The sequence below is a fragment of the Bdellovibrio sp. CKG001 genome (genome assembly GCF_055397465.1).
This window is the reverse complement of record NZ_AP029173.1, coordinates 147,447-162,660: the sequence shown is the minus strand read 5'-3', so window position 1 is coordinate 162,660 and position 15,214 is coordinate 147,447. Positions and strand designations below refer to the sequence as shown.

Below are 15,214 nucleotides of genomic sequence, written 5' to 3'. Positions count from 1 at the left end.
TAAGAAATCATCGGCTTCATCGTTCAGGCTCCCGCCCGTAAGTCCGATAAGTTTCTTATGAAATTAAGCCGGACTCTGGCCGCTCTTCTGTGCGGTTGTTCTCTACTTCTATCTGGTTGTGGCAATGGCAATGGCTTTGAGGGCCGTGACGACTCTTCGTCGTCAGAACCCGCCTCCAACGAACCCCCTTATTATGGCAAACCCACTGAAATCGACAATGCTGCGGCAATCACAGTCACGGCACCTGCGATCTTCCGCTATCGGGGTTTGAGTTTTAGCCCCGGGGCCAGCACCAATGGCTTAACCGGTGTTGTAAACGAAGGAATGCCCATCGCCTTTGCAGAGTTTCATATCTATGATGAAGCCGGCACACGCATCCAGCAGGGCGAAACCACAACCGACGGTCTGGCCGTTTTCAAGATTCCAAAAACAGAAGGCACCTACACTTTAAAAGTGTTTTCCCGCGCTCAGAACGCCTATCTGAATGTCAGCATTCTGAATGACATCTACGCCAACAGCCCGCACTTTGCCGCGCGCACCTTCACTGTCACGGCCTCTGACATCACCAACGGGACCAAGGATCTGACCTCTACTCCCGTCATTGCCGAAGCCGATGAAAACTTGTATCCAGGCATTGAAGGCGGCGCCTTCAATATCATGTATAATATCCTGCTTGCGAACGAATACATCCGCCGCAACATCAATAAAAACGTTCTTGAAAGTGGCGTTCCTTCTACAGACCCCAATAAATGGTGGGTGGCTGAAAAAGTGACCGTCTACTGGAAAGCCGGATTTAATCCGTATTCCTATTTCGGCTCCAACTCACCCCTGTCGTTCTATTCACCTGGAGATCGAAAGCTCTTTATCTTAGGGGGCGTCAGCGGTGACGTGAAATCCTCTGACACGGATCATTTCGATGACTCGGTGATTTTGCACGAATACGGTCACTTCCTGGAAGACGTCTATGGGAACTCAGCGTCTCCGGGCGGCTCGCACAACGGAAACTTTGTCATTGATGCGCGCTTGGCATGGAGTGAAGGCTGGGCCAACTACCTGCAGGCAGCTGTTCTGACGGGTGCCGATGCTGCCAGCCTTGGAGTCGACGAAAGCCGCGTCCCCGATCAGGTTCGCTATCACTATTACGTCGATACCTATGGTTACAAGGGCAACGCCAAATCCGGCGTCAGCATTTCGTTCAACCTTTGGGAAAATGGCGCGACGGCTTCTATGGACAGCACAGCCACCGACCTTGAAGGCACAGGAACATTCCGTGAGGTGTCCGTCTCAAGAACTCTTTATAAAACCACACGCAAGAACGATGCAATTTATTCGGGCATCAAAACCGGTGCGGGTATCGCTTTTGCTGATATCTGGAAAACGTTCTCGGGTGAAGACACCCTTGGCCACAGGAAAAACAACAACCCGGTGGCCACAAGCCTTGTGAATACAGCTTTGTATCCAATCCCCAATTTCGGTCTGTTTAACAACCTGCTTTCCCGCAACATCGCCGCTAATGCCAAATGGGATACCATTTTGGATGAGGAAAAACAGAGCAAGACCACCAAAGACTATGCGTACTACCTCAGTGCGACCGGAGGCTCCTGCCCAACAACGTTCACTGTCGGCACACCCGAGACCAGTTTGGGTGGCTTGGCAAGATCTCACCAGCAGGTCAATAATGACTTCTACCTCTTCTATTATGACGGCAGCGGTGGAAGCATCTCTATGAACTTCTCAAGCAGCAAGCTGAATTTGGATCTGATCCTTTACAAAAAAGACTACGTCTATTTCGAAGACACTCATTGGTACGCCGGCTATTCATCTTCGTATATCGCGCGACAAAGCCGTTCTGCAAGTGCCACGACAGAAACCGTCAGCTTAAGCGGGTTATCCGCTGGCTATTACATCATCAATGTGAAAATCAACGCCTATAGCAAGGTCAATTCAGACCTGAATGCCCCTGCCACTTACACCCTGACAAGAAATGGAGTCACCCCACTATGCGGAAGCGAAAGATAGTCTTCACCGCGGCCTTTATGACCTTGGCTTTGGGAGCCTCCCTGTTTTCATTTTCTGGAAACTCTGAAGAGCGCAGTCCCGCGGCAGCAAGCAAAACAAGCTGGAGACCTCTGCCCGTCGGAAAGCATCTGGCCGCATTCCACGTGGAGCTAAAAACCGAGAACGAGATACCGGAAGATGCAGACGATGAAGTCTCTTTGGTCGCACGCATATTAGTCAATCAGGACCTGCAAAGTGATTTCACTTACTCCTGGAGTCTTCCCGAAGGAGTGTCTGTGGTTGAGGGGGAAGTGTCGGATTCTTTGGCCAACGTCAAAGCCGGACAAGTCGTGGAGCTGAAGTTGACTGTTGTGGGTTTCTCGAAAGAAAAACAGAAAATGATCTCTTTGGGAGTTAAGGCCCGTGCCGGCAATGAAGTCTTGGGAAATTCCGCCTTGATCGTCAGCCGCTCGGAAGACACCCTGGAAGCGGAAGCCCCGGAACTTCGACGTTCTGCCGAAGCTCAACTGGGAAGTGAAGTTTTCAAACGTCGGAGAAAATAAAAAAGGACCCGTCAGGGTCCTTTTTCTTTACAGCGGAATCACTTCGATTTCCGGATTGAACTGATCTCTCAGAATACCCTCGATAGCCATCAAGGTTCCGGACGTGGCACTTGGGCAAGTCCCACAGGCGCCCTGATAGAAGACATAAAGTTTATTGTCTTCGTATTTCACCACATCCAAGTCCCCACCATCACCCTGCAAGCCCGGACGGACCGTGTGATCCAGAATCTCTTCGATCTGCTGAACCTCTGGTGACAGACTTGCACGACGCAATTTCTTTTCATCCATCTGTGTCTGGTTCGGATTATGCGCCGGCATGCGAGTTTGAATCACGGAGCAGACATTTCGTTGAATCTCTTCAGGGTCTGCATCAAAGTTGTGAGTGATCGTGATCACATTCTGGAAGAAGTGAACCTGACGAACACCTTCAACTTGAAACAACGCGGATGCCAGTAGGCTTTGATCAGCCTCTTTTGCGTCAGCATAGGTCGCCTTGCCCTCTGTCAGGACTGGACGATCCAATACAAACTTCCACGCGTTGGGATTTGGGGTCGCTTGAATACGGATGAGTACATCTTGGGTGCTCATAACAACATCTCCCGGGCCTTTGCCACGGCTTTAACTAAAGCATCAATATCTTCATGATTATTATAAACTGAGAACGAAGCGCGAACTGTTCCTGGGACTCCCAATCGAGCCATCAGAGGCTGGGTGCAATGGTGACCCGCGCGAACAGCAACACCTTCCTGATCCAGAATCTGAGCCACATCCGAATGATGAGCCCCCTTCAGATTGAAGGAAAGGATCGCCCCTTTGTTGGAAGATGTTCCAAAGACCTTCACATCAGGAATCGCCAGCAGTTTTTCAGTCGCTGACTTTAGGATTTCCATTTCATAGGCATGGATCTTATCCAGACCGATCTTTTCAACAAAATCCAAAGCGGCATGCAAACCCACAGCCCCTTCCACATGCGGTGTTCCTGCTTCAAAGCGAGTGGGAACATCATTGAACGTGGTCTTTTCAATGGTGACTTTGGAAATCATGCTGCCGCCACCTTGATACGGAGGCATCTGATCCAGAATCGCTTTCTTGCCATAGACAGCACCGAAGCCGAAGGGACCAAAAAGCTTGTGCGCAGAAAAAACGAAGAAGTCACAGTCCATATCCTGCACATTCACCGGAAGCTGGGACACAATCTGGGCGCCATCCACCAGAACCTTGGCTCCGGCCTCATGCGCCAGACGAGTCAAAAGCTTCACATCGGTGTTTGTTCCCAACACATTAGAGGAAGCGGTGAAAGCCACAAGTTTTGTTTTGGCGGAAAGCTTGCTCTTGAAATCCTCAAGATTCAGCTCTCCGTTGTCGTGAATGTCCGCCGCCACGACCTTGGCGCCTACTTTTTCTGCAACCATCTGCCAAGGCACGATGTTCCCGTGATGCTCCATCACGGTGATCAAAATCTCATCCCCGGCCTTCAGGTTCGAAAGCCCCCAGGAGTTCGCCACTAGGTTCACGCCCTCTGTGGTTCCACGGACGAAGATGATCTCTTCAGACTGGGAAGCCCCCAGGAAATCCGCCACTTTCTGGCGAGCGGCCTCAAAATGCCCCGTCGCCACATCACCGAGGTAATGCGCTCCACGGTGCACGTTGGAGGTTTCATAAGAATAAAAATGCGAAATACGATCAATCACGGACTGGGGCTTTAATGTTGTCGCCCCGCTGTCCAGATAAATCAGTTTCTTGCCATGAACCAATTGGGTCAAAGCCGGAAACTGACTGCGAACACTTGCAAATAACTCTTCTAAATTGCCCATAACACTTACCGAGTCAGGCTGAGGTGACTGAACGCCTCATCCAAATGGCGAGACAACCAAATCTGGATGTTCTCGTCGGAAATTTTATAAATCACTTCAGAAAGGAAGCCGTAACTTAACATTGGAATCGCTTTGTCTTTCGGAATCGCGCGGGACTGCAGATAGAAAAGCTCCTCGCGGTTCAACTGCCCCACGGTCGATCCGTGCGCCGCCTTCACATCGTCAGCATAGATCTCCAAACAAGGCTTGCTGTCGGCTTCGGCTTTGGTGCTTAAAAGCAGGTTATTGTTCAACTGGGCGGAGTTGGCTTTCTGTGCACCTTTTTCGATCAGCACCTTGCCACAGAAGACCGCCTTGGATTCACCATCCAAAATGCCCTTGTACAATTGATTGGTGTTGCACTCGCCCACGTGGTGATCGATCAAAGACGTGTTATCCACATGCTGAGATCCATGAACTGCGTATACGCCCAGGATTTCAGAGTTGGAACCCGGACCCTTCAGCACAACATCCAAAGAATGACGGGACAAAGCAGCCCCTGTTGCCAAAGCCAGACTTTCCAAATTCGCATTCTTTTCAACCAAGATGCGTGTGCGACCGATGTTGAAGGCCTTTTCACTTTCAGCCTGCACGCGCACATAAATAACTTTTGCACTGTCGGCGATATGCAGATCAAAGACGGAATTCACAAAATAGACGGCATCCTGAAGACCATAATGGCTTTCAAGAATTTTCACCGAGGATCTTGCACCGACCTCCAGACGAATGCGGGGATGAACCATCAGGTTGCTGCCGCCCTCATTGGAAGTGAAGAAAACAAAATTCACAGGTTTTTCCACAGACGTTTCCTTTGCAATAGAAACGTCCAAAGCCTTCGTCAGGTAAGCACCGTTCAGAGCATCAAAGGCGTCGTCAAACTGCTCAGGGTACTGATGAGCCTCGCTCAACGCTATTCCGGCTGGAAGTTCTGCCGACAAGGTCTTATTCAAAACACCGTTGAAGAACACCACGTTGGTAAAATCAGAATTCAGGCGCGCCTTAATCTGCAGCAGAGTTTCATGGCTGGGCTCAAAAGAGCTCGTCGCCGAAGCGAAGGCGCCTTCACCGATCGCCTTCACACTGGTGTAGTGCCAGTCTTCATCTTTGCGGGTCGGTAGGCCCTTGTTCAGAGCGTAGTCATAACCCGCCTGACGGAAGGTGGCCAAAGCCCCTTGCGCCGGATGTGCCTGACTAAATCTGTCGTAAGTAGATAGCAAGTTCATAGTTTTTATTCCTACCGCCGACTAGTTGATCAACCAGTCGTAGCCTTTTTCTTCCAGTTTCAGAGCCAAAGAGCTGTCACCTGTTTCGATGATTTTGCCGTTCACAAGAACGTGAACGAAGTCCGGCTTGATATAATCCAAAAGTCTTTGATAGTGAGTCACCAGCACAATCGCGTTGTCCTTGCGGCGAAGCTTGTTCACGCCATCTGAAACCACACGAAGGGCGTCGATATCCAGACCGGAATCTGTTTCATCCAACAATGCCAAACGCGGAGACAATACCGCCATCTGCAGGATCTCATTTTTCTTTTTCTCACCACCAGAGAAGCCTGTGTTCACCGGACGATCCAGATACTCAGGCTTCATGCTGACAAGTTTCATTTTCTGGTAAAGGAATTCACGGAACTCCCCTTCCGGCATAGGCTCAGAACCCTGATGGGCCAACACAGAGTTGAAAGCCGTGTGCAGGAACGTGAAGTTGGAAACGCCCGGAACTTCGATCGGATACTGGAAGGCCAGGAAGATGCCTTCTTTGGCTCTTTCATCCGGTTCCAAATCCAGCAAGTTGGCCATTTGGAAGTTCACTTCATATTTCACTTCGCCTGCGGTCACTTCATACGCAGGGTGTCCCGCCAACACTTTGGAAAGTGTGGATTTACCAGAACCATTCGGCCCCATGATCGCGTGAACTTCACCTGCTTTCACAGTCAGGTTCAGACCCTTCAGGATTTCTTTTTCTTCAACTCGTGCGTGGAGGTTTTTAATTTCTAACATTTTTCTTTACCTTTATTGCTACTTCAGTTTCGCCGCCCCCAGGGCGACTGCACTCTGTGCGCTTCGCGCACTTAGCCGACAGAATTTTCCAGTTTCATTTCAATCAATTTCACTGCTTCGACAGAGAACTCCAAAGGAAGCTCTTTGAAGACTTCCTTACAGAAGCCGTTCACCAGCATTGAAATGGTCTTTTCCATATCCAGACCGCGGGACTGAAGATAGAAGATCTGATCTTCGCTGATTCGGGAAGTCGTCGCTTCGTGCTCAATCGTCGCTGTTTTGTTTTTTACTTCAATATACGGATAGGTGTGCGCACTGCTTTGATCACCCACCAGCATGGAGTCACACTGGGAATAGTTGCGCGCATTTTCCGCTGACGGAAGAATCTTCACCTGCCCACGATAGGCGTTGGAGGATTTATCCGTGGAAATACCCTTGGAAATGATCGTGCTCTTGGTGTTCTTACCAATATGGATCATCTTCGTTCCGGTATCCGCCTGCATCATATCGTGAGTCAAAGCCACAGAGTAGAAAGCCCCCTCAGAGCCTTCGCCCTGCAAGATGCAGCTTGGATACTTCCAAGTGATCGCAGAACCGGACTCCACCTGAGTCCATGAAATCTTGGAGTACTTACCCAACGCTTTCCCGCGTTTGGTTACAAAGTTATAGATACCACCACGGCCTTCTTTGTCGCCCGTGTACCAGTTCTGCACTGTGGAGTACTTGATTTCGGCATTGTCCAAAGCCACCAGCTCCACCACGGCCGCATGAAGCTGGTTTTCATCACGCTGAGGCGCCGTACAGCCCTCAAGGTAGTTCACATAGCCGCCTTCATCACAAACCAGCAGCGTTCTTTCAAACTGACCCGTGTCTTTGGCGTTGATACGGAAGTAAGTGGAAAGATCAATCGGGCAACGAACCCCTTTCGGGATGTAGCAGAAAGAGCCATCCGTGAAGACCGCCGCATTCAAAGCGGCATAGTAGTTGTCCGTGTGAGGAACCACTGAGCCCAGATATTTTTTCACCAGCTCCGGATGCTTTTGAATCGCCTCAGAGATAGAGCAGAAGATCACACCAGCTTTATCCAAAACCTCGGTGTGAGTGGTCCCCACAGAGACAGAGTCAAAAACCACATCCACGGCAATGCCCGAGATGCGCTTTTGTTCTGTCAAAGGGATGCCCAGCTTTTCAAAAGTCTTGATCAGTTCCGGATCCAGATCATCCAAAGATTTTGGTTTTTCCGATTCATCTTTGGCTTTCTTTGGCGCGGAATAGTAACGAATCGCCTGAAAATCAACTGGCGGATAAGACACGTGCGCCCAGGTTGGTTCGACCATTGTCAGCCAGTGGCGATAAGCCTTCAGGCGGTATTCCAGCATCCACTCGGGTTCATTCTTTTTGGAAGAGATCAAACGGATGATGTCTTCGTTCAAACCCAGGGCGACCTGATCTGTTTCAATGTCGGTTGTGAAACCGTATTTGTATTCGTAACTTTCCAAAGGGTTGTTGGAATTTTTGTTGTTATCCATGAGCCACCACCTCTGTGGATTTTTTTGCTGGCATAGCCACTCTTCCTACCAATAGTTCTTTCAGGCTCAGGCTCTTGTAGAATTCCGTAAGTCTGTGATTTAAATCTGTGATCGGGGATACAATGTTGCAGGTTCCTTGAATCTCACAAGGAGCTTCCTTGTGCAGGCACTTCACCAAGGCCGTCGGACCTTCAATGACTTCCACTAGGTCATGGATGGAAACTTTCGCCAGATCCTTGGTGATCTGATAGCCGCCATTGGCTCCGTATTCGGCGCGCAAAATTCCGCCCTTCTGGGCCATTTGCTGCATCACACGAGCTGTCGCATCAAACGGGGTATGAAATGCGTCAGACACTTCCTTGGCCGTTGTGAGCTCGCCGGGCATTTTTTGGCTCATATACTTTAAAGCCATCAAAGCGTATTCAAGCTTGCGGTTGATTTTATTCATAAAAAGCTTCCTTCTGCGGACACTGTATGGCCTTCTATCTAATAGAAAGCCAATTGAAAAACAAGGCGAAATACGCCTAATTTTAGCGTATTTAAGATCATGACAGGATTCTTTCCTTCGGTTTTGAAAAAATGTGCTGATTTCAAAGTCTTAGGGTGCTATACGAAGGTCCTATGAGAATCCTTTTCATTACCGTCTGCAGCTTTCTAGTCCTTGGTGTTCTTCTTCTGATGGCCCGTATTTGGGGCGATGCTCAGAACTATCCCGTCTATGAACACGCCTTCTTTTCTGGCCCCGCTCCCATTGTGATCGTTAAAGCCGACACCTTGGATAAGGTTCAAGAGGCAATTAAGCTGAAACCCGACGTGGCGATCTGGGCTGACGTTCGTCTTTCCCGCGACAAAGTGCCTTTCATTTTGCCCCCTTCCCGGGATGCTGAATTCCTGAAAATGAAAGAGGCGGAACAAAAAGCCAACCCCACCACGCCCATCATGATCGGCAGCAAGTTGTCAGAGTACCCGTGGGAGCAGATCAACGAATTTTACAAAACAACACCGGCGCTGAAAGAGTACTATGAGCAGTTCCCACAAACACGTTTTGTGTTGAACGTTGTGGATAACGTGCACGACGTGCATTCCGCCGTGGTGGAGGCGATCGACGGTCTGTCTGCGAAATCACGCACCATGATTCAAAGCGATGCCCTGGTCGTCATGACCTCTGTAAAAGAGTTAAAACCAGAGTGGGTGTACGGAACCAGCACACCGGATATTATGAGAATGCTCACTTTTGATTCTCTATATATATTGTCATCCACGCAGTTTAAAGGAGACGTTTTCGTTGCCCCGTTCACGCTGATGAAAAGACCGGCCTTCAACGACGACATCCTCACAGAAATGCGCCGTCGCAACAAAAGAATCTTCCTAGGTCCCATCGAAACTACCGAACAATTTGCTGAGGCGAGTCGCCACAAGGCAGATGGCCTGATCACAGAGAATCTTCCAGAATTGCTCCAGCTTCTCAACCAAGGTCCTGTTCAATAGGTTGATCCCAATTGCATTTGGGCATATCTTTTTAGCTGACTGTTTGAAAAGCTGTCAGCCGGAGGTCTAGATATGTCCGCATTTAATTTCATCAACGTGGCGCAAGCCGCACCCTCTGTTTCGGTGAACACCAGCTCCATCGATGCAATCGCACAAGCCAGCCCTGTCGTTCAACTGACTTTGTTGATGTTGATCGTGATGTCCATCTTCTGTTGGGCCATTGGTTATTCCAAGTTCGTCACTTTCAAAAACATGAAGCAGTCCGACGAGCTTTTCATGAGCAAGTTCTGGAAAGTGAATTCATTGGACACTCTTTTTGAAGACATCGATCAATATAAAGATTCTTCTATCGCTCGCGTGTTTAAAGCCGCTTATCTGGAGATGAAAAAGATCTCTGAATCCCCCCTGCTTTCTAAAACCGAAGGGGATAAGCCGATTCTGTCGGGCATCGACAACCTTGAGCGCGTGTTGAACAAAGCCACAGAAAGTGAAGTCTCCAAACTGGAATCCCGTCTGACAGTTCTGGCGACCACGGGCTCCACCGGTCCTTTTATCGGACTGTTTGGAACTGTTTGGGGAATCATGGGTTCCTTCCACAAGATCGGTCAGACCGGAACTGCCAGCTTGGCCGTTGTGGCTCCGGGGATTTCTGAAGCCCTGATTGCGACTGCAATTGGTTTGGCAACAGCGATTCCGGCGGTCGTTCTTTACAACAACTTTATCTCTAAAATTCGCAAGCAGGAAATTGCCCTGAACAACTTCAGCGCCGACTTCCTGAACATTGTGAAGCGTAACTTCTTTCAAGGAAACTAGATCATGGGAATGAGTGGCGGCGGCGGAAAAAGCCGGGCGACATTAAGTGAAATCAATATCACGCCCCTTGTGGACGTGATGCTGGTTTTGCTGATCATGTTCATGGTAACGACTCCTTTGATGCAACAAGGGATTGAGGTGGATCTGCCGAAGACCTCCTCTTCCGGTGTTGAAGTGAATGAAGAGCCTTTTGTTTTGGTGATCAATTCCGACCAGAAAATGACCATCGCCAAACAAAAGATCGCCATGAACGAACTTCGTCCGAAACTAAAAGCGATCTTCGAACATAAAAAGAATAAACAGGTGTACATCCAGGCAGACCGCAAAGTGGATTATGGCTTCGTCGCGGAAGCCATGGCCGAAGTGCGTGCCGCCGGGATCTTTAACATTGGCTTGATCACACAACCAAAAGACCAGTGAACTACTTAGAAGAACACGAACAGCAGAAAAACGACGAACAAGTGACCCGCGGCATAGGGATCTCCTTTGCCCTGCATGCGCTTGTTATTTCCATCTTCACTCTGAAGACCGTGTTCTTTACGCCCGAGACCATTGATTTCACCCAGGCTGTGCGTGTGGATATGGTGGGCCTTCCTGATAAGACACCTCCGAAGGATTTGGCAGCTCCCGCCAAGGAAAATCCCAAGCCGGCTCTTCCTGATAAAGAACCTGCCAAGGAAAAACCCGCAGAAAAGCCACCTGAAAAAGTGGCCGAAAAGAAACCTGAAACCAAACCAGAGCCCGTGAAACTTCCTCCGGCCAAAGCCAAAGAAGAAGGTATCAATCTGGAAAAGGTGAAGGCCAAACAGCAAAATGCCCTGGAAAAACTCAAAGCCATGGCTGCCCTTGAAAAGATCAAGGAAGACGTGGCAGAGGAAAAGAAGAAGGTCGCCGCCAATGCCGGAACTGGAAAAGCCGACACCGGCAGTGCGCCGATCAAAGGCAATGTCGTGTCACCTGGCAGCTCGCTGACGGGAATCGCGAAACTTCAGAATGACAGCTATATTTCTGATTTGGATCGTCACATCAAACAGAACTGGACAATTCCAGAGTGGCTGGCCAAGAAGGACTACAAAGCCCAGGTGCGTCTGTTTATTGATTCGCGTGGTAATATTTTGGGCAGAAAAATTGTTAAATCCAGTGGCAATCCCAGCTACGATGAAGAAGTGTTAGCAACCATTGATCGTTCGGCGCCTTTCCCGGCTCCACCGGAAAAGTTGATCGCCGTATTCTCTGTGGATGGAATCCTGATTGGATTCCCGGAATAACTAGGAGGACATCATGATGAAGCAGATTTTGGCCTTGATTCTGGTTTTAGGCCTGTCACCCCTTATCTCTCATGCGCAATCCAACGGCATCTATATTAAACTGGGCGAAGCGCGCACAAAAAAAAGTCTCATGGCTTTTCCGCCACTGCAATACTCCGGATCCCCATCGACGGCTTCCCGCAATCAAGGCGTGGGCATTGAGATCTTCAACACGATCACCAATGACTTGAGTGTTTCCTCTTACTTCCAGTTCATCAATCAAAGTGCGTTTCTTGAGGATACGGCCAAGACGGGATTGATGCCGGCTCCGGGTCTGCCAAATGGATTTAAATTTCAAAGCTGGTCTTCCATCGGTGCCGATTTCCTAATTCGCGCAGGCTATTCCGTTGTCGGCAACGAAGTGACTTTAGAAACCTACACGTACCATGTCCCTCGCGCTGCTCTGGTTTTGGGGAAAAAATATAAAGGCCCTGTTTCCAGCGCCCGTCGTATTGCTCATACGTTCTCTAACGATGTTCTAAAAGCCCTGACCGGCGAAGAAGGGCCATTCCTGTCCCGCGTGGTTGTTTCCAGCGACCGTGCTGGCGGTCAGAGCAAAGAAATCTTTGTGATGGACTGGGATGGCGCCAATGCCGAACAGGTTTCCCGTCACCGCAGTATTTCGATTTCTCCAGCCTGGTCACCGGATGGTAAGAAGATTGCTTACACCTCTTACGTAAAACGTGTTGGCGCTAAATTCAGAAACGCCGACATGCTGTTGCTGGATCTGACGACAGGTAAAAGATCTTTGATCTCCTACCGTCAGGGCATCAACTCCGGGGCGTCCTTCTCTCCGGATGGTCGCAATATCTATCTGACAATTTCCCAAGGCACAAATCCTGACATCTATAAAATGACTCTGGATGGAACCTTGGTTGGCAAGATCACCAACGGTCCTTCCGGCGCTTTGAATGTGGAGCCGAATGTTTCCAACTCCGGCCAGTTGGCGTTTTCTTCTGACCGTGCGGGACGTCCCATGATTTACACGGCCAATGCCGACGGTTCGGGTCTGAAACGTATCACCTTTGCAGGCGTGTTTAACTCTTCCCCGTCATGGTCTCCGGATGGAAAGAAGATCGCCTTTGCCGGTCAAAGCGATAACAACTTCGATATCTTCGTTATGAATGCCGACGGCACCGGGATGATTCGCCTGACTTCCGCAAAAAAGGCCAACGGCAAGATGGCCAGCAACGAAGACCCTTCGTTCTCTCCAGATGGCCGTTTTGTGATGTACACTTCCAACCGCACCGGCAAGAATCAGATTTATATCTCCACTGTGGACGGTACGGAAGAACGCCGCGTGACCAACGACAATTACAACTACTTCAAACCGAAGTGGTCACGTAACATTGACTAACACATCCCTTGAAGATCAGCTAAGACAGGAGCGTAACGAGATCTGGTCTCGGTGCGCTCTGGCTGCCAAAGAGGACTCCCTTCCACCCGATCAAATCTGCCATCAGTGGAGCGGAGCCTCAGATCTTCTTCTGCGCCAAGCCTTTTCGACGTGTTTTCAAGATCAAAAAGTTGCTTTGTTCGCCCTGGGGAAACTGGGATCTTCCGAACTGAATTTAAGTTCGGACGTGGATCTTTTGATTGTCAGCCAGGATGACTCCGTCAACGCCCTGCCCGGCCTTCGCCGCTTTCAAAAAATTCTTTCAGAAAGAACGGCGCTGGGTTTTGTTTTTCGACTGGATTTTGATCTTCGCCCCGGTGGCAAACAAGGCCCCCTGATTCCAACTCTGGATCAATTCAAGGACTACTACGGAAACTATGGCGAAACCTGGGAACGACTGGCCTTTGTCCGCCTGCGGGCTCTGGCCGGCGATGAATCCTTGCAGCAGGATGTGCTCAATTTCGCTCATAAATTCTCCTTCCGCAAACATCTGGATTTCACCCTATTGGAAGATCTGAAGACTTTACGTTCAAAAATTCAGGGTCACTACTGGGGCCGATCGCAGCACGATGTTATCGACCTGAAGTTGGGTGTCGGGGGTATTCGCGATGTGGAACTTTTCACCCACGCCCTGCAGGTCATCCACGGCGGTCGGGACACCAGTTTGCAGGTCCGCGGGACAACTGAGGCTCTGTTGCTGCTGGAGATGAAAGAGCTTTTGCCAAAGGAAGAGTCTCAGTTCTTGCGCAGTCATTATTGGAATTTGCGCCGTCTGGAAAACTATGTTCAGGCCCAGAACGATGAACAGACTCATTTGCTCAGAACCGACGACAGCCATCCCCAGTTTATCCAAACGGCTTTAGCAACCTTGCGCTTTGATATGCTTCGCTGTGATTCCATCGTGAAGAGCCTTCTGGGTGAGGCCCCGCGCGAAAGCTCTCTGGAAGACGAGTTGAAGGGGGCAGGCCTTCCCGATGAGGATCTGAAAGAACTTTGGACTGAGATTTTGGATCAGGAGGTTTTGTCCCGAAACAAGGGTCGTGATGAACTGTCCCGCAAAGCCTTCCTTGCCGCCTTCTTTGAAACTTTGAAAGAGCAAAAGGGAGACTTGCGCCGTGGTCTTTTACTTTTAAAAGACTTCATCCGGGGCACTCGCGCCAAAGCCAGCTTCTTCAGTCTGCTGCTGCGGGAAAAAAATCTGCTGCAGGAGCTGGCGTGGCTGTTTGGACACTCTCCGTATCTTTCACGAATTTTGTGCAACCGGCCCGAGTTGCTGGACAGTTTTGTCTATCGCTCACAGAACACTCCCTCGGATGATCTGGGTTCTTTGCTGGAGGAACTGGCGGAAAAGAAGCTTCTGTCGGAAGTCATCAATGGTAGTGAATACCTGCGTGAAAAGAATCTGGCGCAACTGACTCAGAACCTGACCTCCACGGCGGATTCCATTGTCAACACACTGCTGACCGCTTTGAAGAAAGACTTTCCTTCGGATCTTCGTGTTCTGGCTTTGGGCAAATGGGGTGGCCGCGAACTGGGTTTTCGCAGCGATCTGGATTTTATTTTCGTTCTCAACCATCAGCCTGGGGAGGCGGACTTCAAGCTGGCCAAGCGATTCATCACCCGTCTGACAGAAAGTCATCGCGGTGGGAATATCTACTCCATTGATATGCGTCTGCGCCCCTCAGGCAAAGCAGGCCCCTTGATCATTCACGAAGATGATCTGCGCACTTACCTGCAATCCGAAGCCGCCGCCTGGGAAAGACAGGCTTACTTGAAAGCGCGTTGGGTTGATGACAACTCCCCGATGACAAAGGACTTTGTTCAGCGCGGCCTTTCCTCTGACGAACTTCTTGAGCTTGATCGCATTCGACAGCAGTTGATCTCAACCGGATCAGACCTCAGCTTGAAATACAGTGAAGGAGGATTGGTTGATCTGGAACTGGCGGCCCAGACTTTCCTTCTGCAAAAGAAACAAACTCCTGCGGCCACAGCGACCGAGCACTTCTTGTTAGCGATGGGCCCTCGGGGCAGCCTTCTGAGTAGAAATTATGACCGGATGCGGCAGATTGAACAGATGCTTCAGCTGGTTGCGTCAGAGTCACTTTCTGAACTGAAGCTAAATCATGAGTCCTTTCATGCGCTTGCCTTGGCGCTTCATACGAGTCCGTCCGAACTTTTCAAAGAGGCCCAAAGCCTTCTTTCGCAGAATATCGCCATTTTGAAGGAACTTGACCCTCGCAGGCTGCCTCACTAATAGTGAAGGAGTTGGA

At 49.8% G+C, this 15,214-nt stretch carries 14 protein-coding genes; 8 read left to right on the top strand and 6 right to left on the bottom strand.

Annotation, left to right across the window (positions count from 1 at the left end):
- Window positions 1–57 precede the first annotated feature (57 nt).
- Together ACZ50P_RS00830 and ACZ50P_RS00825 are read left to right on the top strand one after the other, a co-directional pair.
- A complete protein-coding gene (locus ACZ50P_RS00830; RefSeq protein ID WP_464132782.1) occupies window positions 58–2,019 on the top strand; it encodes a hypothetical protein in 1,962 nt (653 codons plus the stop codon).
- Window positions 2,001–2,561: a hypothetical protein gene (locus ACZ50P_RS00825; protein WP_464132779.1), complete on the top strand. Its 561-nt coding sequence runs from the start codon at window positions 2,001–2,003 to the stop codon at window positions 2,559–2,561. Before ACZ50P_RS00830 ends, ACZ50P_RS00825 begins: the two co-directional genes overlap by 19 nt.
- Window positions 2,562–2,588: 27 nt before the next feature.
- On the opposite strand, the gene ACZ50P_RS00820 is transcribed toward ACZ50P_RS00825, so the two are convergent.
- The 6 genes from ACZ50P_RS00820 to ACZ50P_RS00795 form a co-directional block, all read right to left on the bottom strand.
- The gene (locus tag ACZ50P_RS00820; protein ID WP_464119482.1) at window positions 2,589–3,149 is read right to left on the bottom strand and encodes a NifU family protein; all 561 of its coding nucleotides are present in this window, start codon (window positions 3,147–3,149) and stop codon (window positions 2,589–2,591) included.
- Window positions 3,146–4,375, bottom strand: a complete 1,230-nt coding sequence (locus ACZ50P_RS00815; RefSeq protein ID WP_464132777.1) for an aminotransferase class V-fold PLP-dependent enzyme — start codon at window positions 4,373–4,375, stop codon at window positions 3,146–3,148. The genes ACZ50P_RS00820 and ACZ50P_RS00815 overlap by 4 nt, the downstream gene beginning before the upstream one ends.
- 5 nt (window positions 4,376–4,380) lie before the next feature.
- Entirely contained in the window at window positions 4,381–5,637 is a 1,257-nt protein-coding gene (sufD, locus tag ACZ50P_RS00810; RefSeq protein ID WP_464132776.1) for a Fe-S cluster assembly protein SufD, read from the bottom strand.
- Window positions 5,638–5,658: 21 nt separating this feature from the next.
- Complete coding sequence (gene sufC / locus ACZ50P_RS00805; RefSeq protein ID WP_464132773.1) at window positions 5,659–6,411, bottom strand: Fe-S cluster assembly ATPase SufC; 753 nt, start codon at window positions 6,409–6,411, stop codon at window positions 5,659–5,661.
- 71 nt (window positions 6,412–6,482) lie between these two features.
- Complete coding sequence (gene sufB / locus ACZ50P_RS00800) at window positions 6,483–7,940, bottom strand: Fe-S cluster assembly protein SufB (RefSeq protein WP_464132772.1); 1,458 nt, start codon at window positions 7,938–7,940, stop codon at window positions 6,483–6,485.
- Complete coding sequence (locus tag ACZ50P_RS00795; protein WP_464119472.1) at window positions 7,933–8,388, bottom strand: RrF2 family transcriptional regulator; 456 nt, start codon at window positions 8,386–8,388, stop codon at window positions 7,933–7,935. The genes sufB and ACZ50P_RS00795 overlap by 8 nt, the downstream gene beginning before the upstream one ends.
- 173 nt (window positions 8,389–8,561) lie before the next feature.
- Here ACZ50P_RS00795 and ACZ50P_RS00790 point away from each other — a divergent pair, with 173 nt between their 5' ends.
- The 6 genes from ACZ50P_RS00790 to ACZ50P_RS00765 all read left to right on the top strand — a co-directional run bounded on the left by ACZ50P_RS00790 (window position 8,562) and on the right by ACZ50P_RS00765 (window position 15,198).
- A complete protein-coding gene (locus tag ACZ50P_RS00790; RefSeq protein WP_464132769.1) occupies window positions 8,562–9,428 on the top strand; it encodes a hypothetical protein in 867 nt (288 codons plus the stop codon).
- Window positions 9,429–9,500: 72 nt separating this feature from the next.
- On the top strand, window positions 9,501–10,241 hold the full coding sequence (tolQ, locus tag ACZ50P_RS00785; protein ID WP_464132766.1) for a protein TolQ: 741 nt from the start codon (window positions 9,501–9,503) through the stop codon (window positions 10,239–10,241).
- Window positions 10,242–10,244: 3 nt separating this feature from the next.
- Window positions 10,245–10,661 (top strand): ExbD/TolR family protein, encoded by a 417-nt coding sequence (locus ACZ50P_RS00780; protein ID WP_464119467.1) that lies wholly within the window; start codon window positions 10,245–10,247, stop codon window positions 10,659–10,661.
- The gene (tolA, locus tag ACZ50P_RS00775) at window positions 10,658–11,509 is read left to right on the top strand and encodes a cell envelope integrity protein TolA (RefSeq protein ID WP_464132763.1); all 852 of its coding nucleotides are present in this window, start codon (window positions 10,658–10,660) and stop codon (window positions 11,507–11,509) included. The genes ACZ50P_RS00780 and tolA overlap by 4 nt, the downstream gene beginning before the upstream one ends.
- A gap of 13 nt (window positions 11,510–11,522) precedes the next feature.
- On the top strand, window positions 11,523–12,905 hold the full coding sequence (locus tag ACZ50P_RS00770; RefSeq protein ID WP_464119463.1) for a translocation protein TolB: 1,383 nt from the start codon (window positions 11,523–11,525) through the stop codon (window positions 12,903–12,905).
- A complete protein-coding gene (locus tag ACZ50P_RS00765) occupies window positions 12,898–15,198 on the top strand; it encodes a [protein-PII] uridylyltransferase family protein (protein ID WP_464132760.1) in 2,301 nt (766 codons plus the stop codon). The genes ACZ50P_RS00770 and ACZ50P_RS00765 overlap by 8 nt, the downstream gene beginning before the upstream one ends.
- Window positions 15,199–15,214 lie beyond the last annotated feature (16 nt).